This window comes from Paragemmobacter kunshanensis, assembly GCF_011059185.1.
Taxonomy (GTDB): Bacteria; Pseudomonadota; Alphaproteobacteria; order Rhodobacterales; family Rhodobacteraceae; genus Paragemmobacter; species Paragemmobacter kunshanensis.
Genome location: NZ_JAALFE010000009.1, coordinates 138,545 through 163,542, shown reverse-complemented (window position 1 = coordinate 163,542; position 24,998 = coordinate 138,545). Strand labels below are relative to the sequence as shown.

Here is a 24,998-nt window from a genome sequence, read left to right as displayed (position 1 = left end):
GGCCGATATGCTGCGATCAGACGCCGATGCGCCCAAACCGCCCACATATCCCTTCATCAATCATCTTGTCAAAGAGCGTTCCAGACACAAAACAAGCCGCACGCTGTCACCAGCGTCGCTTCCCGCCTTGCCTCCAGAGTTTTTTCGCCACGACTTCTGCCGCAACTTCCGTCCACTTCGTTCTGCCGTTCAGCGTCGCGTCGTCTTCGGTGAGCGCTTATCTACGGACCCGGCCGGGGGACCGCAAGAGGAAAATGACAGGAAGATGACGATTTTTTCGGCAGCCCAAGAAAACTTGGGGTTCCGGGCGGCAGGGGCGCAAGATTTCGCTTGGCCCCTGCCCTGCCCGCCCCGATGATTTCGCCTTCCGCGCCGCCTGATGGCCGATTCAGGGACGAGTCACCCCGGAATCGCCCCGCCCCTCACGCGAATCCCTCTGCCGCATGGGTCACTCGGCCACCGGCGATGGTCATGGCGATCCCCATCGCCCCGATCGTCATCGGATCCGCCGCCTCGATATCGCCATCCAGCAGCACCATGTCGGCGGCCATCCCCACCCGCAGCGTGCCGGTGATGTCGTCCCAATGTCCGGCCCAGGCCCCGCCGGCCGTATAGGCATGCAGCGTCTCCATCAGGGAGAGCCGCTCATCCCCCGCGCCCTCATAGGGCACGCGCGTCACCGCCGCCTGGATCCCGCGCATCACCGAAACATCCGTCACCGGCCAGTCGCTGGCATAGGCCACGGGCGCGCCATGATCCTTCAGCGTCTTCCACAGATAGGCATCCCGCCAGCGTTCGCGGTGAAAGACGTGATCCATCGTCGACATCGGGAAATCCATCACGCCCGGCGGATGGGGGGGCTGCACGCTCGCCGTGATCCCCAAGGATCCCAGGCGCGGCACATCGGCCCGGTCGATCAGCTCGATATGCTCGATCCGGTGGCGCATGTCGCGCAGGCCATTGGCCCGCCCCGCCGCCTCATATCCGTCGATGGTCTGGCGCACCGCCGCATCGCCGATGGCATGGACCGCGATCTGCAATCCCCGCCGGTCCACCTCGGCGCAGATCGCGTTGAACCGCTCCGGCGCGAACAGCGGATCGGCCCGATGCCCGGGCACCCCGGGATAGTCGTTCAGCATATAGGCGGTGCGGCTGTCCACCACCCCGTCCATGAACATCTTCACGAAACCCGACCGCACCCAATCGCCATCGAATTCCGCCGTCATGGCGCTGGCACGGTCCAGCTCCGACAGTTCCATATGCGGCTTCATGTGGAAGGGCACGCGCACCCGCGCCGTCAGCCGCCCCTGTTCCTCCAGCGCCGCCAGCAGCGCACAGGTATAGCGGTTGCCATCCATGTTCACCATCGTGGTGATCCCCTGCGCCGCGCAATGGCGCAGCCCCGCCACGACCTTTTCAAGGTCTGCCGCGAAGGTCGCCGCATCCGGCCAGGGGTCCGGCTCTCCCCCGGTTGCGATGCCAAGCTGCAGATGCGCCTCGCCCCCCAGCGCCAGCACCGGGGCAAAGGCCTCGAACTCGCGCAATTCGCCGGTGGCGGTGCCATCCGGCCCCATCACCACCTCATGCCCATGCGGCATCTGGGCCCCCTGCAGGATGCCCGCCTTCTGCAGGGCCAGCGTATTGGCCCAGACGGTATGGTGATCCGGCGCCATCATGGCGATGGGCCGGTCGGCAATCACCCGGTCCAGGTCGGCCCGCGTCACAGGCGCGCCAAGGATCTCATAGGCCGCCCCCTGCGCCATCAGAAGCGGGCGGTCGGGGTTCTTCCCGGCATAGTCCAGAAAGGCCGCGCGCAGCGCCTCGAACCCCATCACCCCGCCGATCTGCAACTGCACCAGTTCCGCGCCACCCAGCACCAGATGCAGATGGCTCTCCACGAAACCGGGCAGCAAGGTCCGCCCGCCGGCATCCACCACCCGCGTCCGCGCCCCCGCCAGCGCCGCCACCTCCGCGCCCCCCACCGCCGCGATCCGGCCCGCCCGCACGGCCACGGCCGCAGCCCGCGGCCGCCCCGCATCCATCGTCAACACCTTCGCGTTGGTCACGATCAGATCGACTTCCATCCCTGCCCCCGTCTTTCTCATGCTGTCTTCATCTTGGCCAAAAATACCCTGGGGGGAGCGTCGCCGAAGGCGGCGCGGGGGGCAAGCCCCCCCTATCCCCGCTGCGCCACGCGCTCCGCCATCACGCAAAGCAGTTCGAACATCAGCGAGATCCCCAGCCAGGCCGTCCCGCCCGACGGATCGAAGGGCGGGCTCACCTCCACCAGGTCCGCCCCCACCACATCGACACCGCGCAACCCCCGCACCACCTCCAGCGCAGCCCATGAATTCGGCCCGCCCACCTCGGGCGTCCCCGTCCCCGGCGCGAAGGTCGGATCGACGAAATCAATGTCATAGGTCACGTAGGTGGGCCCCGCCCCCAGGATCTCGCGCGCCTCGGCCATCACATCCTCCACGCCCCGACGATGGAATTCGCCGATGGGAATGATGCGGATGCCGTTCGCGGCGGCGAAATCCCAATCCTCCCGCCCATAGGCCGTGCCGCGAATGCCGATCAGGACATAGCGTTTCGGGTCGATCAGCCCCTCCTCCACCGCGCGGCGGAAGGGCGTGCCGTGATTGTAGCGGCTGGTCCCGAAATAGATGTCGTTCAAGTCGGTATGGCTGTCGAACTGCACCATCCCCACTGGGCGGCGCTTGGCCACCGCCCGCAGGATGGGCAGGCTGCAGAGGTGATCCCCTCCCCCCGTCAGGGGCAGGATGTCCGCCGCCACCACGCGGTCATAGAAGGCCTCCATCCGCGCCAGACTGTCCATCAGATCGCCCGGATTGGGCGCCACATCCCCCAGATCCGCACAGCGCGCCAATTCGAAGGGCGCGACCCAGGTCGCCCCGTTCTGCGCCCGGATCATGGTCGACAGGTCGCGCAACTGGCGCGGCCCATGGCGCGGGCCGGGGCGGTTCGTCGTCCCCCCGTCCCAGGGCGCGCCGATCAGCCCGATATCCACCTCCGCCAGCCGCGGATCCTCCAGCCCCACATGCGGCAGGCGCATGAAGGTGGGGATCCCTGCGAATCGCGGCAGGTCGAACCCCGAGACCGGCCTGAAGAATTCCCTGTCCGCCATCGCGCCCCCCGTGCCCCGCCGATTCCTTCCGCCATCTCACCCCCCCCGCCCCGGCTTGTCAGGTCCGGAACCGACACCACATGTCCCTTCCCGGGCCGAAATCCCGCCCATCCCCCGGCTTGCCGCCCTCGGCACTTGACCGCCGCCCCCGCTTCCCCCCTTATCGGCCTGATCTCCGGAGGACCCCATGTTCAGCAAGACCGATACCCCCGCCGCGCCCGCCGCTTCCGCCGCGCCCCGCGCCCCGAACCCGACGAATGCCGGCAAATCGGTCCTCGCATCCGATCTGCGCATCACGGGCGAGATCACCTCGACCGGCGCGGTCGAGGTCTTCGGCGAGGTGGACGGCAACCTGTCCGCCCGCAGCCTGATCATCGGCGGCGAAGGCAGCGTGAAGGGCGGCATTTCCGCCGAAACGATCGAGGTGAAGGGCGCGCTCGACGGCCGCGTCAGCACCCAGTCCTTCACCCTGCGCGCCACCGCCAAGGTCGAGGCCGACGTGACCTATACATCGCTGGTGATCGAATCCGGCGCCCAGATCGAAGGCCGCTTCACCCGCCCGAAATCCTGATTACCGGCAGGCTGGCGCGCCCACGCGCGCCCCACACCCTGAACGCACGGCCCCCGACCGGGGGCCGTTTTCATTCCCGCGCCCCGCTCCCGATGCAGGCCCGCCTCACTCGGCGCCGCGCCGCCCCTCTGCCCGCACCGGCCAGACTTCCAGCAGACCGCAGAGGATCACCAGCCCCCCGCCGATTCCCTCCGCCACGGACAGGCTCTCCCCCGCCAGCAGCGCGGCACTCAGCGCCCCGAAGACCACCTCCGTCATCAGAAGGATCCCCACCCGCGCCGGGTCCAGCCGCACCGCCGCCCACATCAGGCCCGCGATGGACAGAACCCACCACAGAACGCCGGTCACCAGAACCGTCACCGCGACCCCCGGCACATCGACCGCCGCGATCACCGGCACCGGCTCCAGCAGCGGCGCGGCGAGGATCGAGGTGACCAGCGCCCCGGCCGAAAACAGAAAGGCCGCAGGCAGCGGCGCAAGATCGCTCCGCAGCCGCATCCCCGCCGTCGCAAAGGCCCATATCCCCCCGCCCACAAAGGCCATCCATTCGCCCAGATCCCGCGGGGCCGGAAAGCCGCCATCCCCGCCCAGCATGATGAACAGCCCCGCCAGCCCCACCGCGATCGCGACCAGCCGCAAGGGCGGCACCTGCAGGCGCAGCAGATATCTGGCGATCAGGACGCTCCAGACCGGGCTGAAGAACCACAGCAGCACCACAAGCGCCACCTTCCCGTAAAGGAACCCGATGGAATAAAGCGCAAAGGCCGCCCCGCCCAGCAGCACCGAAAGCATCCCGACCCGATCCCTCCCGCGCAACAGCCCCCGGTTCACGATCAGGAAGGGTAAGAGCGCGATCATGGCGGCCGCCGTGATCGCCCCCGTCCCCCAGGCCCCGTCCAGCCCCCGCTCCGCGATGCTGCGGACCGGCAGCCAGTATCCGCCCCAGATCACCCCCGTCACCAGCACGACGGCCGAGGCCAGAACCTGCGTCGTCATTCCGCCCTCCCGCTTCCGCTCCACCCGAACCCCGCCCCGCAGCCCTGCCCCAAGGCCCGCCCTTACCCGGGCGGCAGCGAATAGGTCATGCCCGCCCGCGCCACCGGCTCCGCCACACCTTCCGAATAAAGCAGCGCATCCCCCACCGCCAGCACCCGGCCCAGCTTCAGAAGCCGCGCCTCGGCCCGCACATCCCGCCCCGCGGCAGGCTTGCGCATGAAGTCGATGGAGGCATTCGTCGTCACCGCCAGCGCGACAGGCCCCAGCCGGCTCAGGATCGCCAGATAGATCGCCACATCCGCCAGCCCGAAGAGCGCAGGCCCCGATACCGTCCCCCCGGGCCGCAGATGCCGCTCCGCCACCCGCAGCCGCAGGGTCACGCCGCCCGCATCCACCCGCTCCACCGCGAAATCCGCGGCCACCTGCCCGAAATCCCGGGCAAGGAAGGCGCTCAGGGCCTCGCGGTCCATCTTCACATCCATCGGCTTCCCTCTTCCCGGCACTCCGCCTATCGTCTGGCCCAGCCAGAGGGGGGATGCAACCATGACCGAAGAGCTGATCCAGCGCGAAGATGCAGGCGGCATCGCCACGCTCACCCTCAACCGGCCCGCCGCCCTCAACGCCCTGTCCGACGCGATGATCGCGGCCCTCACCGACGCCCTCGCCCGCCTCGCCGACGACCGGTCGGTCCGCGTGGTCGTCCTGCGCGGCGCGGGCCGCGCCTTCTGCGCGGGCCATGACCTGAAGGAAATGCAGGCCGCCCGGGCGCAGCCCGACAGGGGCGCCGCCGCCTTCGCCGATCTCTTCGCGCGCTGCGCCACCATGATGCAGGCCCTGCCCGCCCTGCCCCAGCCCGTCATCGCCGAGGTTCAGGGCATCGCCACGGCGGCAGGCTGCCAGCTCGCCGCCTCCTGCGACATGGTCGTCGCGGCCGAGGATGCCCGCTTCGGCGTCAATGGCGTGAATATCGGCCTCTTCTGCTCCACCCCCATGGTGGCGCTCACCCGCAAGGTTCCCCCCGCCATAGCCTTCGAGATGCTGACCACCGGCGAATTCCTCTCCGCCGCCCGCGCCCGCGAGGTGGGCCTCGTCAACCGCATCGCGCCGCCCGGTCACCTGGCCGCAGAAACCCGCAAACTGGCCGAAACCCTGGCCGCCAAGCTTTCCGCCGCCGTCCATATCGGCAAGCGCAGCTTCTACGATCAGCAGGGCCTCCCGCTGGCCGAGGCCTATGCCCTGACGGGCGCCCGCATGACCGAGAACATGCTCTGGCGCGACACCGAGGAAGGCATCAATGCCTTCCTCGAAAAGCGCAAACCCGACTGGGCGGACTGACCACGATTTTCGACGAAAATCGTGCACCACGATCCTTCTGCGAAGGATCGTCAGAAAATTCTTCGCAGAAGAATTTTCGCCGCGGGCCGTCCCGGCCCGCGCGCCTTCGCGATCCTTCTGCGAAGGATCGCCACAAAATTCTTCTGCGAAGAATTTTGTCCCCCTCCGACGTCAGGGCCGCCGACTCACCCTCCCCCCGTGCCCGCCCCTCGCAGGGTTAACGCCGCGCAAAGCCCCCGCGCGTCTGCACAGCCGTCTGCACCGCGCGCCTGCACCGGCCGCGGCACGCCATTCCGACCCGGCCACAGAAATTAACGCTGCGATCTCAACGCCTTGCCGCCAAGGCCCCGGCCGCCGCCAGGGCAAAGAGAAACCCCGTCCCGATCATCAGCCAGACCCCGCCCACCGCCTCCAGCGCCGTGCCGATCAAGGGCGCCACCGCCATCGCCGCCAGCCCCGGAATGGCCATCATCCCCGCCACCGCGCCATAGCGCTGCTGCCCCAGCGTCTCGGCGATCAGCACCGGCCGCAGGATCGTCACCACCCCCATCGCGATGCCCTGGCAGGCGGCAAATCCCACCGCCGCCCCCGCCCAACCCAGCGCCCCCAGAAGACCCAGCGGCGCCAGCAGAAGCGCCGCCACCGTCGCCCATGAGGCCGCCGCCGTCCCCGCCCGCGCGCCCATCCCGGCCAGGATCACCCGCCCCAGAACCTGCGCCGGCCCGATCACCGAAGCCGCCAGAATCGCCGTGCCATCAGGCACTTGCAGCGCCTCCAGCATCGGGCGGATGTGATTGACCAGCATCCAGTGGTTCAGGTTGACCAGCGCAAAGAACAAGGCAAGCAGCAGGAATCCCGGCATCCGCAGCACTTCCCCCCAGCGCAGGCGCGGCACATCCCGCGCCACCGCCGCCGCCACCGTTCCGCGCACCAGAACCCGCGCCGCCCAGATCTGCAGGGGCAGCATCGCCCCCAGCACCACCGCCACCGCGCACCACAGCGCGAACCGCCAGCCCCAGCCCCCGGCAAGCCAGGCACCCGCCGGAAAGGCCAGGGTCGAGGCCAACCCCGCCACCAGCGTCACCCGCGTGATCGCCCCCCGCGCCGTCGCGCCGAAGCGCCGGATCAGCAGGCCGAAGCAGACATCGTAAAGACAGAGCGCCTGCGCCACCCCAAGCCCCGCCCAGGCAAGGAACCAGCCCGCCACCCCGCCCGACAGGGCCAGGCAGATCAGGGCCACCGCCCCGATCACCGGCCCCACCGCCATCATCGCGACAGCCCCTCCCCGGTCCACCCGCCGCCCCACGGCGGGTGCCACCACCGCGCTCACGAAGGTCGCCAGCAGCGGCCCCGCCGCCAGCACCGCATCCGATAGCCAGACCTCGCGCTGCCAATAGATCAGCAACGCCGCGAAAATGTAAAAGAAACAGGCATATCCCAGCGCCTGCGTCAGGGCGAGCGTCCAGACCGCCCGCCGCTCACCCGCCGCAAAACCCATGGGTCACAGATCGTAGATGGCTGCGAACTTCGCCTCGATATAGTCCAGAAGCGGCCCCTCCGACGGCTCGAACCCGCAGGCATGGGCGATGGTCGCGCGCGGCTCCCGCAGCCCGCCATGCCTCTGCAACCGTTCGCGCAGCCAGGCCGTCGCGGGCGCGGCATCGCCGCGTGCCAGATGGTCATCCAGATCCGGGATGTCCGCACGCAGTGCACGGTGCAGGCAGCCTGCGTAAACATTTCCCAAGCTATAGGTCGGGAAATAGCCGAACAGCCCCACCGACCAATGCACATCCTGCAACATGCCATGCGACGGACGATCGACCGTGACGCCGAAATCGGCGGCAAAGCGGTCATTCCACGCCGCTTCCAGATCGCCCACCGCCAGATCGCCCCGGATCAGCGCGCGCTCCAGATCAAAGCGCATCATGATATGCAGGTTGTAATGCACCTCATCGGCCTCGGTGCGGATGAAACCGGGCTGCACCCGGTTCACCGCCGCATGGAAGGCATCCGCATCGTTAACGCCAAATTCACCAAACCGCTCGCGCATCTGCCCGAACATCCAGCCGGTGAAGGCGCGGCTCCGGCCAAGCTGGTTTTCATAGATCCGGCTCTGGCTCTCATGCACACCCATTGATACGCCCGCACCCAAGGGCGTCAGGCGATAATCACCATCTATGCCCAGCTCATAACAGGCATGGCCAACCTCGTGGATTGTCGAATAAAAACAATTGAATGGCTCACTTTCCACCACCCGCGTGGTGATCCGCGCATCATCGCCGGACCCCGACGAAAAGGGATGCACAGCCAGATCCAGCCGCCCCCGGCTCCAGTCATAGCCAAAAGCCGACGCCAGATCGCGGGCGAACCGCATCTGCGCCTCTGCTCCGAAATGTCCTGACAATCCAACGGGTTGCCGCGCCGCGCCAAGCACCTTCTCGCGCAGCGCAACCAGCCTCGGCCGCATCCGCCCGAACATCGCGCCGATGGTTTCCGCCGTCGCCCCCGGTTCGTAATCGTCGATCAGCGCGTCATAGGGATCGCCCCCCCCCGCCAGCGCCGCGCCTTCCTCCTGCCGCAGGCGGATCACATCCGCCAGCACCGGCAGGAAGCCCGGCACATCCTCCTTCGCCCGCGCCTCGGCCCAGATGCCCTGCGCCATGGATGTCACCCGCGCAATCTCCTGCGCCAAGGACGCCGGCACCTTCACCGCGCGCTCGTAACTCCTTCGGATCAAACGCAATTGCGCGGCGGCCACATCATCCGCCGCCCGCGCCTGCCCCAGCCAGCCCGCAATGCGCGGATCGGTGCGCCGCGCATGCAGCACCCCCTCCATCGCCGCCATCTCCTCGGACCGCTGCTCCGCCGCCCCGCGCGGCATCACCGTCTCCTGATCCCAGCCCAGCCGCCCCGCCACCTGCGCCAGCGCCTCGGTCTCGCGCTGGAAGGCCATCAGATCATCATAGGCACTCATGCCGTCCCCTCCCGGATCGACCCCGCAAGGGGATATTGCGCCAGATGCCGCGCCCGCAGGATCAGCACCCATAGGATCACCGCGCCGATCTGGTGTGTGATCGCCACATGCACATGCGCCGCCGTCAGCACCGCCGCAATGCCCAGCGCCATCTGCGCCAGCAGCATCGCCATGACGCCATGATAGGCCCCCCGCGTCACCGCATGGGCCGACTTGCGCCCGCGCAACCAGACCACCACGCCAAAGGCAAACAGCAGATAGCCGGACATGCGATGCATGAACTGCACCAGACCGGGGTTCTCAAAGAAGGCGTGCCAGATGGGCAGGCTGCCCCCGTTGCCATCCGGCACATAGAAGGCATCTGCGGGGAAGAACTGCCCGTTCATCAGGGGCCAGGTCGGAAAGCCCCGCCCCGCATCAATCCCCGCCACCAAAGCCCCCAGCAGAATCTGGAGGAAGGTGAAATGCATCAGCCCGGTGGTCATCGAGAACAGCTTCGCCTCCCACCCCCGCCGCGCCTGCATCAACTCGGCCTCGCTCCGCCCCAGCAGGAAGACATACCAGGCGATCAGCCCCAGGATGACGAAGGCCAACCCCAGATGCGTGGCCAGCCGATAGGAGGCCACATCCAGCATCGTCCCCGTCAGCCCCGAAGACACCATCCACCAGCCGATCGCCCCCTGCGCGCCGCCCAGCACGCCCAGCCCGAACAGCCGCCCGGTCCACCCCGCCGGGATCTGCCGCGCCACAAGGAAACCCACAAAACCCACGAACCAGACCAGCCCGATCAGACGGCCAAGCTGCCGATGGCCCCATTCCCACCAATAGATGACCTTGAACTCCTCAAGGCTCATCCCCTTGTTCTGCAACTGATATTCGGGAATGGCGCGATACTTTTCGAACTCGGCGGTCCATGTCGCCTCGTCCATCGGCGGGATCGCCCCCGTCACGGGCCGCCATTCGGTGATCGACAGCCCGCTATCCGTCAGCCGCGTCATCCCCCCCACGGCGATCATCGCCGCCACCATCAGGAACAGCGCCACCAGCCACAGCCGGATCCCCCGCCGCGCCCCCTGCGCGCGGGCGGCGATCATGCCCCCCTGCGGCGGCGGGGCGGATTTCACCCCCTGCCCCACCTCTTCAAAGATGCTGCGCTTGCCTGCCATGTCGCGGTCTCCCTCATCCGGCGCGGAGGGTATGCCGCCCCCCCGCCCCCTTCAAGAGGCTGCGGCGAAGAGTGCCGCCCCCATCCCGCCCCCGATGCCGCCTTCCCTGGCAAGCCGGCTTCATCTTGGCCCAAATACCCTGGGGGTCCGGGGGAAACCCCCGGTCCGACGCTGGCCCGAAGAGACTCACTCCCCCATCTGGCGCAGCTTGAAGGCGATCTGCCGCAGCATGCCGTGGAAGGTCTGCACCTCGGCCCGCGTCAGGCCAAGCCGCGCGAACATGTTGCGCAGGTTCAACTTCATATGCGGTGCCTTCTCGGGCGGGTAGAAGAATCCCGCCGCCTCCAGCCGCTCCTCGAAATGGTCCGACAGCCGCTCCACCTCCAGCCGGGTCGCGAAATCGGTCCGCGCCAGGCCCATCACCTCCGGCGCGACCGTCTCGGTCTGCCGCCGCCACTCATATCCCAGAAGCAGCGCGCATTGCGCCAGGTTCAGGCTGGGGAATTCCGGGTTCACCGGCACCGTCACGATGGCATTGGCCGGGGCCACATCCTCATTCTCCAGCCCGGCCCGCTCCGGCCCGAACAGGAACCCCACCCGGCGCCCCTCGGCCACCATGGCGCGCGTCATCTCCATCGCGCGTTCGGGCGTGACGACCGGCTTCACCAGTTCCCGGCTGCGCGCCGTGGTGGCAAAGACGAAATCGCAATCCGCAATCGCCGCCGGGATATCCTGAAACAACCCCGCCCGGTCCAGCACCCGCCCCGCGCCCGAGGCCATGGCCACCGCCTTCGGATTGGGCCAGCCGTCGCGCGGATCCACGATCCGCATCCGCTCCAGCCCGAAGTTCAGCATGGCCCGCGCCGCAGCCCCGATATTCTCGCCCATCTGCGGGCGGACAAGGATGAAACAGGGCGGGATGATCTCGGTCACGGGCTTTCTCCGGGGTCGCACCCGCGCCAGATACGCGCCCCTCCCCCGCCGGACAAGGCCAAGCTGCCCTCGCCTTCGCCGGAAATCTGCGCTAATCACCCCCAAACCCATGCCGGAGCGCCCCATGGCCAACCAAGACCGCCCGCAGATCTACCTGATCACCCCGCCGGAACTGGACCTCGACACCTATCCCGATCAGCTTGCCGCAGTGCTCGATTCCACCGATATCGCCTGCCTCCGCATCGCGCTCGCCACAAGCGACGAAGACCGCATCCTGCGCGCCGCCGACGCAATCCGCCACACCGCCCATGCCCGCGACGTGGCCGTGGTGATCGAACGCCATGTCCTTCTGGTGGAACGGCTGGGCCTTGACGGTGTCCACCTGACCGATGGCGCGCGCTCCATCCGCAAGGTCCGCAAGGACCTGCCCGACGCCATCATCGGCGCCCATTGCGGCACCACCCGGCATGAAGGCATGTCGGCAGGCGAAAACGGGGCGGATTACGTCTGCTTCGGCCCCATCGGCGATACACCCCTGGGCGACGGCTCGCGCGCCGAATTCGACCTTTTCGAATGGTGGTCCGAGGTGATCGAGGTGCCCGTCGTCGCCGAAGGCGCCCTGACTGCCGAACTGGTGGCGAAATTCGGCCCCGTCACCGATTTCTTCGCCATCGGCGAAGAGATCTGGTCGAAAGACGATCCCGCCGCCGCCCTGAAAACCCTGCTCGCGCCCCTGGGGTGATGGTGGTGACCTAGGGGGGGGGAAGGCGGGGTGAACCCCGCCCTACGACCACCGGCAATGGCGGGGAGACCCCCGCCCTACAGCCGCCCGGCCAGACCGGCCCGCACTTCTGTTTCACAATGCAGCGCCAACGCCTTGCGATCGGCAAAGGCATCCACCGGCACCGGCTCGTGAAAGATCACCTCCAGCCGCCCCTGCCGCGCCTGCGCCAGCACCATCAGGAAATGCGGCGCGAAGTCCATCTCGCCCCACCAGCCGTAAAAGCGCCGGTCCTCGCCCCGTGGCGCGTGATAGGCCAGCGTCACCGGCTGGATCCACATCACCTCTTCCAGCCCATGCGACCAGAAGGCCGCGAAAAGCGTGGATTTGAACGGCAGGACACGGATCGAATCCGTGCTTGTGCCCTCGGGAAAGAACATCAGGTGATGGCCCATCCGCAGCCTGTCCTCGAACAGGCGCTGCTGGCGCTTGGCCTCGCGCCCCTGCCGGGCGATGAAGACCGTCCCGGTCGCCCGCGCCAGCCAGCCGATCGCGGCCCAATGCTCCACCTCGGATTTTGCCACGAAATACCCCCGCTGCGCGGCGTTCAGGGCGAAGATGTCCAGCCATGAGGCATGATTGGCCACCAGCGCCCCGCGCTGCCGCATCGGCCGCCCGGTCACCCGCAGGGGCAGGCGCAGGATCACGAAGGCACTCTTGCAGACGAATTGCGTGATGAAGGGCGTCCAGGGCCGGCGCAGGCCGAACAGGGGCCGCTCGATCAGGCGCAGCGCCAGAAGCAGGATCAGGCAGCCATAGGTGACAGCCCCCATCAGCGCCCCCCGCCACAGCACACGCCCCCAACCCGCCACCGTCACCGGCGGGCTGGCCATGCGGGCATCGCGCCAATCTTCCCCGTCGCTCACCCCTGCCGTCCCCGCGTGTAATAGCCGCGATGCCGCTCTGACATCCGGCCCGTATCCATCACCAGGCAGACATCCGTCGTGTTGAAATCCCGGTCGATCCAGGCCCCCTCGCCCACAAAGCCGCCCAGCCGCAGATAGGCCTTGATCAGCGCAGGCGTCGCCGCCATCGCGGCCTTGCGGTCAAGCTGATCGGGTGGCAGCAGGTCCATCCGCTGAAATCCCGGCTCCCGCGCCCGCACCCGCAGTGCGGGCGGTGCCAGATGGTGATGATGCAGATAGGCCAGCGACGGCGTCAGCCGCGCGATATCGGTGCCGTGAAAGCTTGCCACGCCGAACAGGATCTCGATCCCGCGCTCCAGCACGTAATCGGCCAGCCCGTTCCACAGATGGAACATCGCCGTTCCGCCACGATGATCGGGATGCACGCAGGACCGCCCCAGTTCCAGAAGCTTCCGCCCCGTCGCCCGCAGCGGCGCAAGGTCGTATTCCGCTTCCGAATAGAACCGCCCCCCCGGCCCCAGCCGATCCGAAGGCAGCAGCCGATACACCCCCACCACATCCTCAAGCAGCCCGGGATCCCGCCGGTTGTCGATCAAGAGCAGGTGGTCGAAGATATCGTCGAACCTGTCCCGCTCCAGCCGCGCCTGGTGGTCCACCAGCGGCCCGTCCGCACCCAGTTCCTCGACAAAGACGCCATAGCGCAACCGCTGCGCCGCGCGCAGATCGCGCGCATCGCGCGCAAGGCGAAGGGAAAAGACCGACTCCTCTGCAATCATCTGGCCGTTGCGCCCCGTTCCCTTCCGCGCCGTGCTGCGCCCCATCTATGGGCCTGCCCCCGCCAACGCAAGGGCGCCGGTCCCCCGCAGGCCCTGCCGCCTTCCCCGCCTCTCGAACGGGCTGTCAACCCGGGGTTGCAATTCCCGCGCAGCGCCCCATCATTCCGAGTCACCGAAGACCAGTCTCAACTCGATATGTCGCCCATCTATGACAACCTTGCCCCGATGTTCGAAATTCACCGTGATCCGGCCCCCGATATTGGATTGCACCTGACCAAGGCCCCAGTCGGGCTCTGCCGGGTGGCGCACCAGCATCCCCGGCTCCAGCAATGAATTCATCCCGTGCCCCTTTCCAAGTGAGAGCGTATCATGTCCACCACCCCGCCCGATCTGAATGCCCTGCTCGGCTCCCGCATCTGCCATGATCTTATCGGCCCGATCGGGGCCATCGGCAACGGGGTGGAACTGCTTCTGCTTGCCGGCTCCGGCCGCAGCGACGAAGTCGCGATGATCTCCGAAAGCGTCCGCACCCTGACCGCCCGATTGCGCTTCTTCCGGCTGGCCTTCGGCCTGTCGCGCCCGGGCCAGGCGCTTTCGCGGGCCGAGGTTCTGGCCATCCTCGCCGATCTCTTTCCCTCTGGCCGCATCTCGGTGGATTGGGTCAGCCCCCCCGATCTCGACCGGGGTGAGGCCAAGGCCGTCTGCCTCCTCCTGCTCTGCGCCGAACGCGCCCTGCGCGCGGGGGGCCAGATCGCGGTGCGGGGCGATGAGGACGGCTGGTCGCTCGTCCTCACCTCGCCCCGCCTGCGCGAAGATACGGCCCTGTGGTCGCTGATCGCTCCAGCCCCCGCCCGCGCCACACCCGCCCCCGGGCTCGAACCGGCCGAGGTGCAGTTCCCACTCGCCGCCCGCGCCCTCGCCGATCTGGGCCGCCCTGCCACGATCGCGATGGAACCCGAACGGATCCGGATCAGCTTCTGATCGTCCCGTCGCCTGTCACCAGGTATTTGAAGCTGGTCAACTGCTCTGCCCCCACAGGCCCGCGCGCATGCAGCTTGCCCGTGGCAATCCCGATCTCGGCCCCCATCCCGAACTCGCCCCCATCCGCGAACTGGGTGCTGGCATTGCGCATCAGGATCGCCGAATCCAGCCGCTGGAAGAACCGCGCGGCGGTGGCGTCATTCTCGGTCAGGATGCTTTCGGTATGCTGGCTGCCATAGCGGCGGATATGCGCAATCGCCCCGTCCACCCCATCCACGATCTTCGCCGCGATGATCATGTCCAGGAATTCGCAGCCGAAATCCCCCTCCTCGGCCGCAACCGTCCCCGGCACGGTCAGCAGATCACCCTCCGCCCGCACCTCCACGCCCCGCTCCAGCAGGTCCGTCACCAGCACGCCGCCATGCGTCTCCCAGAACCGCCGGTCGATCAGCAGGCACTCCGCCGCCCCGCAAATCCCCGTGCGCCGGGTCTTGGCGTTGATCACCACCCGCCGCGCCTTTTCAAGATCCGCGTCGCCATCGGCATAGATGTGGCAGATCCCCTCCAGATGGGCAAAGACCGGCACCCGCGCCTCGCGCTGCACCAGACCCACCAGCCCCTTGCCCCCGCGCGGCACGATCACGTCGATCCATTCCACCGCCCGCAGCATGGCCTCCACCATCCCGCGGTCCCGCGTCGGCACCAGTTGCACCGCCGCCTCCGGCAACCCCGCCGCGCGCAACCCCTGCACCATGCAGGCATGGATGACGGTCGAGGAATGGAAGCTCTCCGATCCCCCCCGCAGGATCACCGCATTCCCCGCCTTCAGGCACAGCGCGCCCGCATCCGCCGTCACATTCGGGCGGCTCTCATAGATCACACCCACCACGCCAAGGGGCGTCCGCACCCGCTGGATATGCAGCCCCGTCGGCCGGTCCCATTCGGCGATCACCTCGCCCACCGGATCCTTCTGCTCCGCCACCGCGCGCAAGCCATCGACGATGCCCCGGATGCGCCCCTCGTCCAGCTTCAACCGATCCAGCATGGCCGGCGACAACCCCTTTGCCACCCCGAACGCCATGTCCTTCGCATTGGCCGCGATGATCTCGTCCCGCCGCTCCCAGACATACTGCGCCGCCCCGATCAGCGCCGCATGCTTGCGCTCGGCACTCGCATAGGCCAGTTCCGCCGCCGCCGCCCGCGCCGCAGCCCCGATCCCGGCCATCATGTCCGCGAAATTGCCATCCATGCCCAAAGCCCCTTCATCTTGGCCCAAATACCCCGGGGGTCCGGGGGCTGGCCCCCGGTCCGCCGCCAGCCATCAGACCACCATGTCATCCCTGTGGATCAACGCCGCCCGCCCGGCATAACCGAGTATCCCCTCGATCTCGCCCGACTTGTGACCCGCAATCGCCTTGGCCTCCGCCGCCGTATAGCGGATCAGCCCCTTGCCCAGCACCGAGCCATCGGGCCCAAGGATCGCCACCGGCTCCCCCCGGCCAAAAGACCCCTTCACCGCCCGCACCCCCGCCGGCAGCAACGACTTGCCCGCCCCCAGCGCGGCCACGGCCCCCGCATCCACCACGACCTCACCCTTCGGCTTCATCGCATTGATCCAGCGCTTGCGCGCCAGCTGCGGGTCCGCCCCCGGCACGAACCAGGTCCGATGCGCGCCCTCGGCCAGCGCTTTCAGCGGCCGCAGCACCGACCCTTCCATGATCGCCATGGCACAGCCCCCAGCCACGGCGGTCTTGGCCGCCATCAGCTTGGTCTTCATGCCACCTTTCGACAGGCCCGAAATCGGATCGCCCGCCATCGCCTCGATCTCCGGCGTGATATGTTCCACCACGTCAAAGCGGACAGCAGAGGCATCCTCCTTCGGATTGGCCGAATAGAACCCGTCCACATCCGAAAGCAGGATCAACTGATCCGCCCCCACCGTCACCGCGATCTGCGCCGCCAGTCGGTCGTTGTCCCCGAACCGGATCTCGTCCGTCGCCACCGTGTCATTCTCGTTCACGATGGGCACGACACCCAGCCCCAGCAACGTCTCCATCGTCGCGCGGGAATTCAGGTACCGCCGTCGATCCTCGGTATCCTCCAGCGTCACCAGAACCTGCGCCGTGGTGATCCCATGCGGCGCCAGCACCTCCTCATAGGCCCGCGCCAGCCGGATCTGCCCCACGGCAGCGGCGGCCTGGCTCTGCTCCAGCGTCAACTCCCCCGCAGGCAGGCCCAGCACCTTGCGCCCCAGCGCGATGGACCCGGACGACACCAGCACCACATCCGCGCCGCGCACCTTCGCCTCGGCCACATCCATCGCCAGCGCCGACAGCCAGCCCTGCCGCAGCCCCGTCGCCCGGTCCACCAGCAAAGCCGACCCGATCTTGATCACCAACCGCCGCGCCGCGCGCACATCCGGCACGGCGACCCGCGCCTCGCTCACGGCTGCCACGGCCCCGTCTCCTTCTCCGGCTCCGCCCCCTGGATCTCGGCGTAAAGGGCGCGCAGCACGTCCTGCAACCCCATCCCCGCCGCGCCCGAAATCACATGGACCTTCCCGCCCGACGCCTTCTCCAGCGCCTTCCTGCGCGTGGTGATGGTCTTCTGATCCAGCGCATCGCACTTGTTCAACGCAAGGATGCGGGGCTTGTCCCCCAGCACCTCGGAATAGGCCTCAAGCTCGGTCACGATGGTCCGGTAATCCTTGGTGATGGTGGAGGACGTCCCATCCACCAGATGCAGCAGCACCTTGCACCGCTCCACATGCGCCAGGAACTGCATCCCCAGCCCCCGCCCCTCGGACGCGCCCTCGATCAGCCCCGGAATATCCGCCATCACGAATTCCCGACCGTCGACCCCCACCACCCCGAGGTTGGGGATCAGCGTGGTAAAGGGATAATCCGCGATCTTCGGCCGCGCATTCGACACGGCGGCAAGGAAAGTCGACTTCCCCGCATTGGGCAGCCCCACCAGCCCCGCATCCGCGATCAGCTTCAGCCGCAGCCAGATGGTGCGCTCCACCCCCTCCTGCCCCGGATTGGCGCGTCCCGGTGCGCGGTTGGTCGAGGATTTGAAATACAGGTTCCCGAAGCCGCCATTCCCGCCCTTGGCCAACAGAACCCGCTGCCCCACGGTGACCAGATCGGCGATCACCGTCTCCTCATCCTCGTCGATGATCTCGGTCCCCACGGGAACCTTCAGGATGATGTCCTCCCCCGATTTCCCGGTCCGCTGGCTGCCCATCCCTGGCTGGCCGTTCCTGGCAAAGAAATGCTGCTGATAGCGGAAGTCGATCAGCGTGTTCAGCCCATCCACAGCCTCCGCCCAGACCGACCCGCCATTCCCGCCATCCCCGCCATCGGGACCGCCGAATTCGATGAACTTCTCGCGCCGGAAGGACACGCAGCCCGCCCCGCCCCCGCCCGAGCGGATATAGACTTTGGCAAGATCGAGGAATTTCATGTCATCAGGCTTTCATCAGGATCGAAACAGGCGGATATGCTCACAGGCGATAGTGGACAAAGGCCCAAGGCTCAAGCCTTCCTGCCCAACGCCACTTCATCTTGGCCCAAATACCCGAAAAGAACGCCTGCCATCCGCGCCAGGTCACTTGGGGGAAGGACAGGGGGGGTCCGGGGGGGCCGCATGCCCCCCCGGCCTGCCCTCAATCCAGCTTGCGGATATAGGTCCAGGTCGGCACCCGCGCATTGCGCGCGACCGAGAATGTCTCGGCGTCGCCCAGATACTGGAAGCCCGCATTGGTCAGCACCCGCGCCGATCCCGGATTGTCCTGGAACACCTCGGCAAAGATCGTGCGGTTCTTCTGCGGATTGGCCTCGACCAGCGCCCTGACCGCCTCCGAGGCGAAGCCTGCGTTCCAGAAGGCCGGGGCCACCCAATAGCCCACCTCCGACTGGCCACGGTCAAAGCGCGTCTCGTCCATCCGCTTCAGGCTGATCACACCCAGCACCTCGGCCAGGCCAGTGGCCGATCCGTCCATGACCCAGACATCCTCATCCCCGCCCTGCAGGCTGGCGCGGGCGACAAAGGCCTCCGCCGCGCCGGGCGGCAGCGGATGCGGGATCGACCGCGTCGCCTCGGCCACCCGGCGGTCGCCGGCATAAAGGGCAAACAGCCCCGCATCCGACGGCCGCGCCGGGCGCAGGATGAAGCGTCCGGCGGCAATGGCCCCCTCGGGCATCGCGGCGATCTTGTCCAGCATCATGGCTCCCCTCCTGACGAAGCGCATGTCGGGGCCGAAGAAACCCCGTTCAAGTCGTTACGGCACGAAATGCGGAAAATTGCGCCCGCAGCCCGGCTTTTTCGCGACAGGCCCGGAACGGGCCCGCCACGCATCCCCCCCACCATCCCGGACAGCGGCCCGGAAATGACTTGGGGGACCGGCCTTTCAGCCGATCCCCCGTTTACAAGCCAATTGTAAAGGTTCGGCTTACTCGGCTGCCTCCGCGACCGGGAGGACCGAAATGAAGGTGCGGCCCTTGAGGCCCTTCTTGAAGGTCACCTTGCCTTCGGTCACGGCAAAGATCGTGTGATCCGTGCCCATGCCGACGCCTTGGCCGGGGAAATAGGTCGTGCCGCGCTGGCGCACGATGATGTTGCCCGGGATGGCGGCCTGGCCGCCATAGAGCTTCACGCCAAGACGACGACCGGCGCTGTCGCGACCGTTGCGGGAAGAACCGCCTGCCTTTTTATGTGCCATGGGGTGTTACTCCTTATTCCGCAGCGGCTTCAGCGGCCTTCTTGGCGCGCTTCGGTTTCGCGGCTTCCGCAGCCGGGGCGGCGGCAGCAGCGTTATGGGCGGCGCGGCGCGCATCGGCGGTGCCGGTGGCGGCAGCCACACCCGACTTCTCGGCGCCCGAGGCCAGAACCTCGGTCACGCGGACCAGCGTCAGCTGCTGACGGTGGCCCTTGGTGCGCTGCGAGCTGTGCTTGCGGCGGCGCTTGACGTAGTGGATCGTCTTCTCGCCCTTGATCTGATCGATCACTTCCGCGACCACGCCTGCACCCTTCACGGTGGGCACGCCGACGGTCACGGTGTCACCCCCGACCATCAGGATCTCGTTGAACTGGATCTTGTCACCAGCATTGGCGGCCAGCTTTTCCACGCGCAGGACGTCACCCGCCTGCACCTTGTACTGCTTGCCACCGGTCTTCAGGACCGCGAACATGGGTCTTCCTCTTCTTGCTCCGCGCCCTGTGGCCCCCATTGCTGGGCGTTGTCGGGGTTTCCCCGCCTCGGACTGCGCGCCCTCGCGGGCGTCATTGAAATATGGTCCGGGCCAGACTCGCGTCTCGCCAGGATGCGCGCTTATCGGGGCAAGCCCGGGCGAAGTCAAGCCCGATCCCTGCCCCTTCGCGCCTCAGATGTCCTGGCCCTGCATCTGCTGCGCCACGGCCAGGCCCAGCGCCCGCGACACCGGGGAAAAGACCTCGTCAAAAGCCGCAAAGAGCGCGGCATTCAGCACCTGCCCGGCCGGCGAGGACGAAAAGGCGGTATAGTCCTGCAACTCGCCCTCCGAAAGCGGCCCATAGGCCAGCGTCAGATAGGGGTAAAGCCAGTCGGTCGTCTGGCCGCGCACATCCGCCTCCTGCGCCCAGACATCGGCCAGCATCTGCTCTTCGGTCATCTCGCCGCCAAAGGCCCCGCCATCGGCCATGCCGCGATAGAAGGCAAGATTGGCATTCAATGCCCCCATGACATTGGATTCCACCAGGTCATTGGCCTGCACGAACCGCTCCAGCAGGTCGACCCGGGCCGGATCATCGGCCTCCAGATCCTCCCAGGCCAGCCGTGCCGCCTCTTCCGCCGCCTCATCCAGCAGCGTGCGCCGCGCCTCGATCTCCAGCTTCAGCACCTTCTGCCCCAGATCCGAGGCAAAGAAGGCCTGCATCGCGGCAATCTCCTCCGGCGCGCGGGCCAGTTCCCTCTGCAAGGCCTCACCCAATACCTGCTGCATGCGCGGGGCATCATAGATCAGCGCGACCGTCGCCTCCCAACCCGCCCCGCCCGCGCCGGGGAACATGTCCGCCTCCAGCGTGCGGCCGTATTTCTGGCCCTCTTCGCGCAGGATCTCCACGGTGTCGGCCAGGCGCATCGTCCCGATCAGGGTCTCTACTGATGCAGCCACCTCCGCCGGGGCGGCTCCGCTCTCCTGCGCCTGCGCGGCAGCAAACGGCAGCAGGGCCCCAAGCCCCAGGCCACCAGCCGCCGTCAGCCCGACCAGACAGGCAACCGATGCCGCCCGCGCCGCCAACAGCACCGCCCCGGGCCGCCCGCCCGCGGTCCGGGCCATCTCATCCGTCTTTCCCGCCTGCCGCATCCGCTTTCCTTTCCCGCCGCCCTGCGCGAAAGCCGCGCCCGGCGCATGTCTGCCCCAAAAGCTAGAGACTGTCTTCCGCCATGCCAAGCCCGCCACGGGGCACATCTGCGCGATCATCCGCCCACCCTCCCCACCGCCCCGCGCCTCCCCGGCCCCGCCGCCCGGCTTCGCCCCCGGCGCGCGCGCCCCGCGCCGATTTTCTGCCCGACAGCCACGAAATCCACCTTGCAACCCCCCGCCGCTCCCGCTAGACACCCCGGCACGACGACTGCCCAAAAGCGCGGAGAGGTGCCGGAGTGGTCGATCGGGGCGGTCTCGAAAACCGTTGTAGGTGCAAGCCTACCGTGGGTTCGAATCCCACCCTCTCCGCCACATTCACAAAGTCCCGTTGTTTCTCAATGCCCTGCCGGGTCTTCCGTCAAACCTCAGCGGGGTGTTTGACAGGCCTATGCTCTGTTTTCGCCCCTAGGTTTCAATGATCGCCTGCCGGACGGCCCCCTTGGGGCCGGATCCGACCTCGATCAGTTTCGGCACCATCGGGCGCAGCCAACGACAGGGCTGCCCCGCCACGGGATGGACGGGGGCCGCACCGCTTGCTCGCCCGCGCCAGACAACGCGATCGCCCAGCCATTCCCTCTGGCCGGTTTTGTTGCGGAAAGTTCACCCAGCCGGACTGTGACTTGATCAAGGGCAGGTCCGAAAGCGCCCCCTGCCCGGATTGGAAACCGGAAACCTCAAGCCAACCGACATCTTTCAGCGCAAGCCGGATGAACTGACGGATGTCCCGATCGCCTTCCATGAAAGCACGCGGCGCCGCTCAGTCACGGCCCGCCTGCCGTTCATCCGACATCATCTCCAGCGGCCTTTGCATCCCTGCCCTGACAGGGCTTGACACAGGCTGTGACGGCAAATCGATGCACGGAAACTCGGCCCAGAATTCCGAACCTTCGCCCTCGTCGGACTGCAGTCCCACCCTGCCCCCCATGCGAAGCGCCAGTTCGCGGCTGATGGCAAGCCCAAGACCCGCACCGCGATGAAGGCGCGCGTCGCTCGTATCAAGCTGCGCGAACTTCTGAAACAGCAGGGACTGCTTGTCGCGCGGGATCCCGGGGCCGTGGTCGATCACGCTGATACGCACGAGACCGTTGCGAAGAACCATCCGCACATCAATCGTGTCGCCCTGATGCGAGAACTTGATCGCGTTCGACAGGAAGTTCGTCAGGATCTGGATCACCCGCGGCCCATCGACCGAGACGATGGCCTCGGGCAATGGCTCGGGTCCGATGGCGATCCGGATCTTCCGGTCACCGGCAAGGACGCGGTTCATCTCGACTGCCTGAACAACCAGATGATCGGCGCGCTCGGCCGTGCAGAGGATCTCCAGCTTGCCTTGCTGCATGCGTTCAAGATCCAGCATTTCTTCAACCATCCGGCCGAGTTGCTCGGCGTTCCTCAGGGCGGCGGCGACGATACGCTCGCCGCTCTCGTTCAGCTGACCTGCAACACCGCTCCTCAGCAGGGAAAGCGTGCCCTTGATGGATGTCAGCGGCGTGCGAAGCTCATGGTTCACCGTTGCCAGGAACTCGCTCTGCATCTTCTCGATCTTCTTCCGCTCCGTGATATCCCGCAGGATACCCATGAAAAAGCGCCCGTCACCGGCATCAATCTCGGTGACGGCAAGCTCCACGGGGAAGATCTCACCGTTGGCCCGAACCGCCTCGAACTGGCCCACCTGTCCGACTACCCGCGACGTGCCGCCCCTTTGGTACAGGCCGATATAGCGGTCATGCTGGGCCGCGTGATGACTTGGCATGACCATCGAGATGCTCTTCCCAAGCATCTCTTCCGTCTTGTAGCCAAAGATCAGTTCGGTCGCCCGGTTGCACGAGGCGATCAGCCCCCTGGTGTCGATCGTGATGATGGCATCATCGACATTGTTCAGGATCGCTTCGTTATGCTGAAGCGACCGCTTCAGAAGGTCGGCCGCCAGCCGCTCGTCCGTCACATCCCATGTCACCCCGGTGATCCGAACCAGGCGTCCATTCTCCTGGATGGCCCGCGCGATGGAGGAAAGGGTGCGCTCCCCCTTCTCGGGATGGTTCAGCCGGAACTCGAAACTCGCATCTCCGGATTGCCGGACGATCAGTTCCCTGATCTTCGCGTCGATGAAGGCTGCATCCTCGGGATGGGTCCGGGCGATCCATTCCTGTCGAATGTCCTGTCCGGGCGAAATGCCGGCCAGTCGGTGGTTCTGCTCGTTCCAGTCGATCCGCGATGTCTCCGGGTCCAGCGACCACACACCCAGTTCTGCCACCTCGGTGGAAAGCTGAAGCCGCTCCAGCGATTGCTGAAGCGAGCGTTGCATGGCCATGCGTTCGGTCACGTCGTTCTGGATCGCGATAAAGCCGATATGCCTGCCTTCGGCATCCTCCATGGGATTGCACTGCAAGTCGATCCAGTAGGGCTTTCCCCCCTTGGTATGGTTCAGGATCTCGACGTGAAAGCTTTTCCGATTTGCAAGACCATCCTGCATGACCTGCATGATCTCGTCGGGCGGCGCCATGCGCTGCAACAGATGCCCCGGAACCTGTCCGATCATCTCGCTTGCGGCGAAACCCGTCATCCGCTCGAAGGCTTCGTTCACCCAGGTGGCACGTCCCTCGGGATCCGTGACGACCACGCCATTGGTTGTCTGGCGCGCGACTTGCGACATCAGGTCAAGTTGCCGCGTGCGCTCCAGGACGCGGGCCTCCAGCGTCCGGTTCAGTTCGTCGCGTTCGATGAACATCTGACGAAGCTCACCGGTCATGTCCCGAAACGAGGCGGAAACCTGGTCGATCTCCAGCACGGCACTTTCGGGAAGATCAATCCCATGGCTGCCCGACCTGATGAGACTGGGCAGATTGCCCGTTGCCTCGGACAGTCGCCGCAGGGGCGTGCTCAGTTGCAGCGACAGCAGCCGCGACGCGATGAACACGAAGACCATCGCCCCGGTCAGCATCAGCAGGTTCCACCGGCCAGAGGCCTCCAGCGCGTCCACGACCGGGGCCGCGCGCAACTCCACCCGCAGGGCCGCCATATCCGAAACGGCGCCCACCGGCAGGCTCACGAAGTAGACGCTTTCCCGCGTCCGAAGGATCTCGTGCCTGTCCCGGGCCGGCGACCATATGGCAAGCCCGTCGGGCCGGACGATGACACTGCCTGTCTTCCCGAAGCTTCTGGCTTCACCCGACAGGGGCACGATGGATCCGTCCGTGGCGACCTTGGCAATCGTCAGGCTGCCTGCGATCCCTGATCTGTCGCCCGCAGCGCCAAGCATCGACGCAAGGCGACCACTGTATCTCTCGGCGGTGGGATGTGCCTCCGGATCCTTCGAAAGGCTTTGCAGCACGTCGTTTCCGACGAACCAGAGAAAGGTCGAAACATCCTGCAACCGGCTTCTCTGGTCATCCCGGCTGTCTGCAATGGTCAGCGCCAATGTGGCGATCAGGGCCACGAAGGCCAGCGTATGGAAGAGAAGCGCGTCATAGGACATCTTCGGCAGGCGACGGATGGTCGATGGCAGAAGCCCGGGCAGCACCCCAAGGACAAGGCCCGCAAAGACGGCGTTGAAGACACCATTGACCGAAAGCTTCAGCGCAACAAAGGCAGACGAGGCCCAGGAAAGCTCCAGCGCCGTGACATAGGTCACAAAGGCAAGCGGCGCGCCGAGGACTACCCAGAAGGCCACGTCGATCAGGGCAAGATTGTCCGAACGCCTTGCAAAGTATCCCACGACAAGCACTTCGAGAACCGAGATCAGCATGGCATAGGGATGGCCCCAGGCGACCCAGGTATAGCTGGCGCCAACGAGGGCCACGATCAGCGCCCCGCCAAGACCGACCAGACGCACCGCAACCAGGGCGACCACCGTGCCGAAGACAAAGGCGATCGTCCCGAACATGGTGATCTTGAAATAGGTTCCCGCCAATGCAAGCATCGACAGGATCAGGATCGCGCCCAACTTTGCGTGCATCTGCCGCTCTTCAATTCACCTCAGGTTGTTAATCCCTGCGCCCGGAAACGGGCCAAATTGTGAAGATCATGTGCAAGGCAGGCGATCCGGCTTGCCTGTGGCGATCTTGCCT

24 protein-coding genes and 1 tRNA gene are annotated in these 24,998 nt (G+C 66.9%); 6 read left to right on the top strand and 19 right to left on the bottom strand.

Annotated elements, in window-relative coordinates; genetic code table 11:
- Positions 1-358, top strand: a 358-nt coding sequence (locus G5V65_RS22095) for a hypothetical protein (RefSeq protein ID WP_206526766.1), incomplete at its 5' end; no start/stop codon positions are given.
- A 64-nt stretch (positions 359-422) separates the two neighbouring features.
- On the opposite strand, the gene G5V65_RS11120 is transcribed toward G5V65_RS22095, so the two are convergent.
- Both G5V65_RS11120 and G5V65_RS11115 read right to left on the bottom strand, forming a co-directional pair.
- Positions 423-2,105, bottom strand: a complete 1,683-nt coding sequence (locus G5V65_RS11120) for an amidohydrolase (RefSeq protein ID WP_241250529.1) — start codon at positions 2,103-2,105, stop codon at positions 423-425.
- Positions 2,106-2,176: 71 nt separating this feature from the next.
- Entirely contained in the window at positions 2,177-3,148 is a 972-nt protein-coding gene (locus G5V65_RS11115) for an agmatinase (RefSeq protein WP_165049979.1), read from the bottom strand.
- A gap of 187 nt (positions 3,149-3,335) precedes the next feature.
- On the opposite strand from G5V65_RS11115, the gene G5V65_RS11110 reads away from it, so the two are divergent.
- On the top strand, positions 3,336-3,719 hold the full coding sequence (locus tag G5V65_RS11110) for a bactofilin family protein (RefSeq protein WP_165049977.1): 384 nt from the start codon (positions 3,336-3,338) through the stop codon (positions 3,717-3,719).
- Positions 3,720-3,824: 105 nt separating this feature from the next.
- Here G5V65_RS11110 and G5V65_RS11105 read toward each other — a convergent pair whose 3' ends face one another.
- Both G5V65_RS11105 and G5V65_RS11100 read right to left on the bottom strand, forming a co-directional pair.
- Positions 3,825-4,715, bottom strand: a complete 891-nt coding sequence (locus G5V65_RS11105) for a DMT family transporter (protein ID WP_165049975.1) — start codon at positions 4,713-4,715, stop codon at positions 3,825-3,827.
- 62 nt (positions 4,716-4,777) lie between these two features.
- On the bottom strand, positions 4,778-5,197 hold the full coding sequence (locus G5V65_RS11100) for a PaaI family thioesterase (protein ID WP_165049973.1): 420 nt from the start codon (positions 5,195-5,197) through the stop codon (positions 4,778-4,780).
- Between the two features lie 61 nt (positions 5,198-5,258).
- On the opposite strand from G5V65_RS11100, the gene G5V65_RS11095 reads away from it, so the two are divergent.
- On the top strand, positions 5,259-6,050 hold the full coding sequence (locus G5V65_RS11095) for an enoyl-CoA hydratase (RefSeq protein ID WP_165049971.1): 792 nt from the start codon (positions 5,259-5,261) through the stop codon (positions 6,048-6,050).
- Between the two features lie 325 nt (positions 6,051-6,375).
- Here G5V65_RS11095 and G5V65_RS11090 read toward each other — a convergent pair whose 3' ends face one another.
- The 4 genes from G5V65_RS11090 to G5V65_RS11075 form a co-directional block, all read right to left on the bottom strand.
- On the bottom strand, positions 6,376-7,548 hold the full coding sequence (locus tag G5V65_RS11090; RefSeq protein ID WP_165049969.1) for an MFS transporter: 1,173 nt from the start codon (positions 7,546-7,548) through the stop codon (positions 6,376-6,378).
- Between the two features lie 3 nt (positions 7,549-7,551).
- A complete protein-coding gene (locus G5V65_RS11085; RefSeq protein WP_165049966.1) occupies positions 7,552-9,024 on the bottom strand; it encodes a carboxypeptidase M32 in 1,473 nt (490 codons plus the stop codon).
- Positions 9,021-10,190 carry a heme A synthase gene (gene ctaA / locus G5V65_RS11080; RefSeq protein ID WP_165049964.1) on the bottom strand — a complete coding sequence of 390 codons (1,170 nt, stop codon included), beginning with the start codon at positions 10,188-10,190 and terminating at the stop codon, positions 9,021-9,023. The genes G5V65_RS11085 and ctaA overlap by 4 nt, the downstream gene beginning before the upstream one ends.
- A gap of 186 nt (positions 10,191-10,376) precedes the next feature.
- The gene (locus tag G5V65_RS11075; protein WP_394352237.1) at positions 10,377-11,123 is read right to left on the bottom strand and encodes an RNA methyltransferase; all 747 of its coding nucleotides are present in this window, start codon (positions 11,121-11,123) and stop codon (positions 10,377-10,379) included.
- Positions 11,124-11,247: 124 nt separating this feature from the next.
- Here G5V65_RS11075 and G5V65_RS11070 point away from each other — a divergent pair, with 124 nt between their 5' ends.
- Positions 11,248-11,865, top strand: coding sequence for a thiamine phosphate synthase (locus tag G5V65_RS11070; RefSeq protein WP_165049960.1), 618 nt, complete (start codon positions 11,248-11,250; stop codon positions 11,863-11,865).
- 77 nt (positions 11,866-11,942) lie between these two features.
- Here G5V65_RS11070 and G5V65_RS11065 read toward each other — a convergent pair whose 3' ends face one another.
- From G5V65_RS11065 to G5V65_RS11055, 3 genes are all read right to left on the bottom strand, one after another.
- A complete protein-coding gene (locus tag G5V65_RS11065; RefSeq protein ID WP_165050004.1) occupies positions 11,943-12,737 on the bottom strand; it encodes a lysophospholipid acyltransferase family protein in 795 nt (264 codons plus the stop codon).
- A 29-nt stretch (positions 12,738-12,766) separates the two neighbouring features.
- Positions 12,767-13,546: a GNAT family N-acetyltransferase gene (locus tag G5V65_RS11060; RefSeq protein ID WP_165050003.1), complete on the bottom strand. Its 780-nt coding sequence runs from the start codon at positions 13,544-13,546 to the stop codon at positions 12,767-12,769.
- Positions 13,547-13,705: 159 nt separating this feature from the next.
- Positions 13,706-13,885, bottom strand: a complete 180-nt coding sequence (locus tag G5V65_RS11055; RefSeq protein WP_165049958.1) for a DUF3553 domain-containing protein — start codon at positions 13,883-13,885, stop codon at positions 13,706-13,708.
- Between the two features lie 30 nt (positions 13,886-13,915).
- Here G5V65_RS11055 and G5V65_RS11050 point away from each other — a divergent pair, with 30 nt between their 5' ends.
- On the top strand, positions 13,916-14,527 hold the full coding sequence (locus tag G5V65_RS11050) for a histidine phosphotransferase family protein (RefSeq protein WP_165049956.1): 612 nt from the start codon (positions 13,916-13,918) through the stop codon (positions 14,525-14,527).
- Here G5V65_RS11050 and G5V65_RS11045 read toward each other — a convergent pair.
- The 7 genes from G5V65_RS11045 to G5V65_RS11015 form a co-directional block, all read right to left on the bottom strand.
- Positions 14,517-15,776 carry a glutamate-5-semialdehyde dehydrogenase gene (locus G5V65_RS11045; protein WP_165049954.1) on the bottom strand — a complete coding sequence of 420 codons (1,260 nt, stop codon included), beginning with the start codon at positions 15,774-15,776 and terminating at the stop codon, positions 14,517-14,519. The genes G5V65_RS11050 and G5V65_RS11045 overlap by 11 nt on opposite strands.
- A gap of 72 nt (positions 15,777-15,848) precedes the next feature.
- The gene (gene proB / locus G5V65_RS11040; protein ID WP_165050001.1) at positions 15,849-16,952 is read right to left on the bottom strand and encodes a glutamate 5-kinase; all 1,104 of its coding nucleotides are present in this window, start codon (positions 16,950-16,952) and stop codon (positions 15,849-15,851) included.
- Between the two features lie 17 nt (positions 16,953-16,969).
- Complete coding sequence (gene obgE / locus G5V65_RS11035; protein WP_165049952.1) at positions 16,970-17,992, bottom strand: GTPase ObgE; 1,023 nt, start codon at positions 17,990-17,992, stop codon at positions 16,970-16,972.
- Between the two features lie 202 nt (positions 17,993-18,194).
- Entirely contained in the window at positions 18,195-18,755 is a 561-nt protein-coding gene (locus G5V65_RS11030; RefSeq protein ID WP_165049950.1) for a GNAT family N-acetyltransferase, read from the bottom strand.
- Positions 18,756-18,980: 225 nt separating this feature from the next.
- Positions 18,981-19,250: a 50S ribosomal protein L27 gene (rpmA, locus tag G5V65_RS11025; protein ID WP_165049948.1), complete on the bottom strand. Its 270-nt coding sequence runs from the start codon at positions 19,248-19,250 to the stop codon at positions 18,981-18,983.
- A 13-nt stretch (positions 19,251-19,263) separates the two neighbouring features.
- A complete protein-coding gene (gene rplU / locus G5V65_RS11020) occupies positions 19,264-19,719 on the bottom strand; it encodes a 50S ribosomal protein L21 (RefSeq protein ID WP_023667175.1) in 456 nt (151 codons plus the stop codon).
- Between the two features lie 192 nt (positions 19,720-19,911).
- On the bottom strand, positions 19,912-20,871 hold the full coding sequence (locus G5V65_RS11015) for a DUF2059 domain-containing protein (protein ID WP_165049946.1): 960 nt from the start codon (positions 20,869-20,871) through the stop codon (positions 19,912-19,914).
- A gap of 282 nt (positions 20,872-21,153) precedes the next feature.
- On the opposite strand from G5V65_RS11015, the gene G5V65_RS11010 reads away from it, so the two are divergent.
- A tRNA-Ser gene (locus G5V65_RS11010) sits at positions 21,154-21,243 on the top strand.
- A 445-nt stretch (positions 21,244-21,688) separates the two neighbouring features.
- Here G5V65_RS11010 and G5V65_RS11005 read toward each other — a convergent pair.
- Positions 21,689-24,886: a PAS domain S-box protein gene (locus tag G5V65_RS11005; RefSeq protein WP_165049943.1), complete on the bottom strand. Its 3,198-nt coding sequence runs from the start codon at positions 24,884-24,886 to the stop codon at positions 21,689-21,691.
- Between the last annotated feature and the right edge of the window lie 112 nt (positions 24,887-24,998).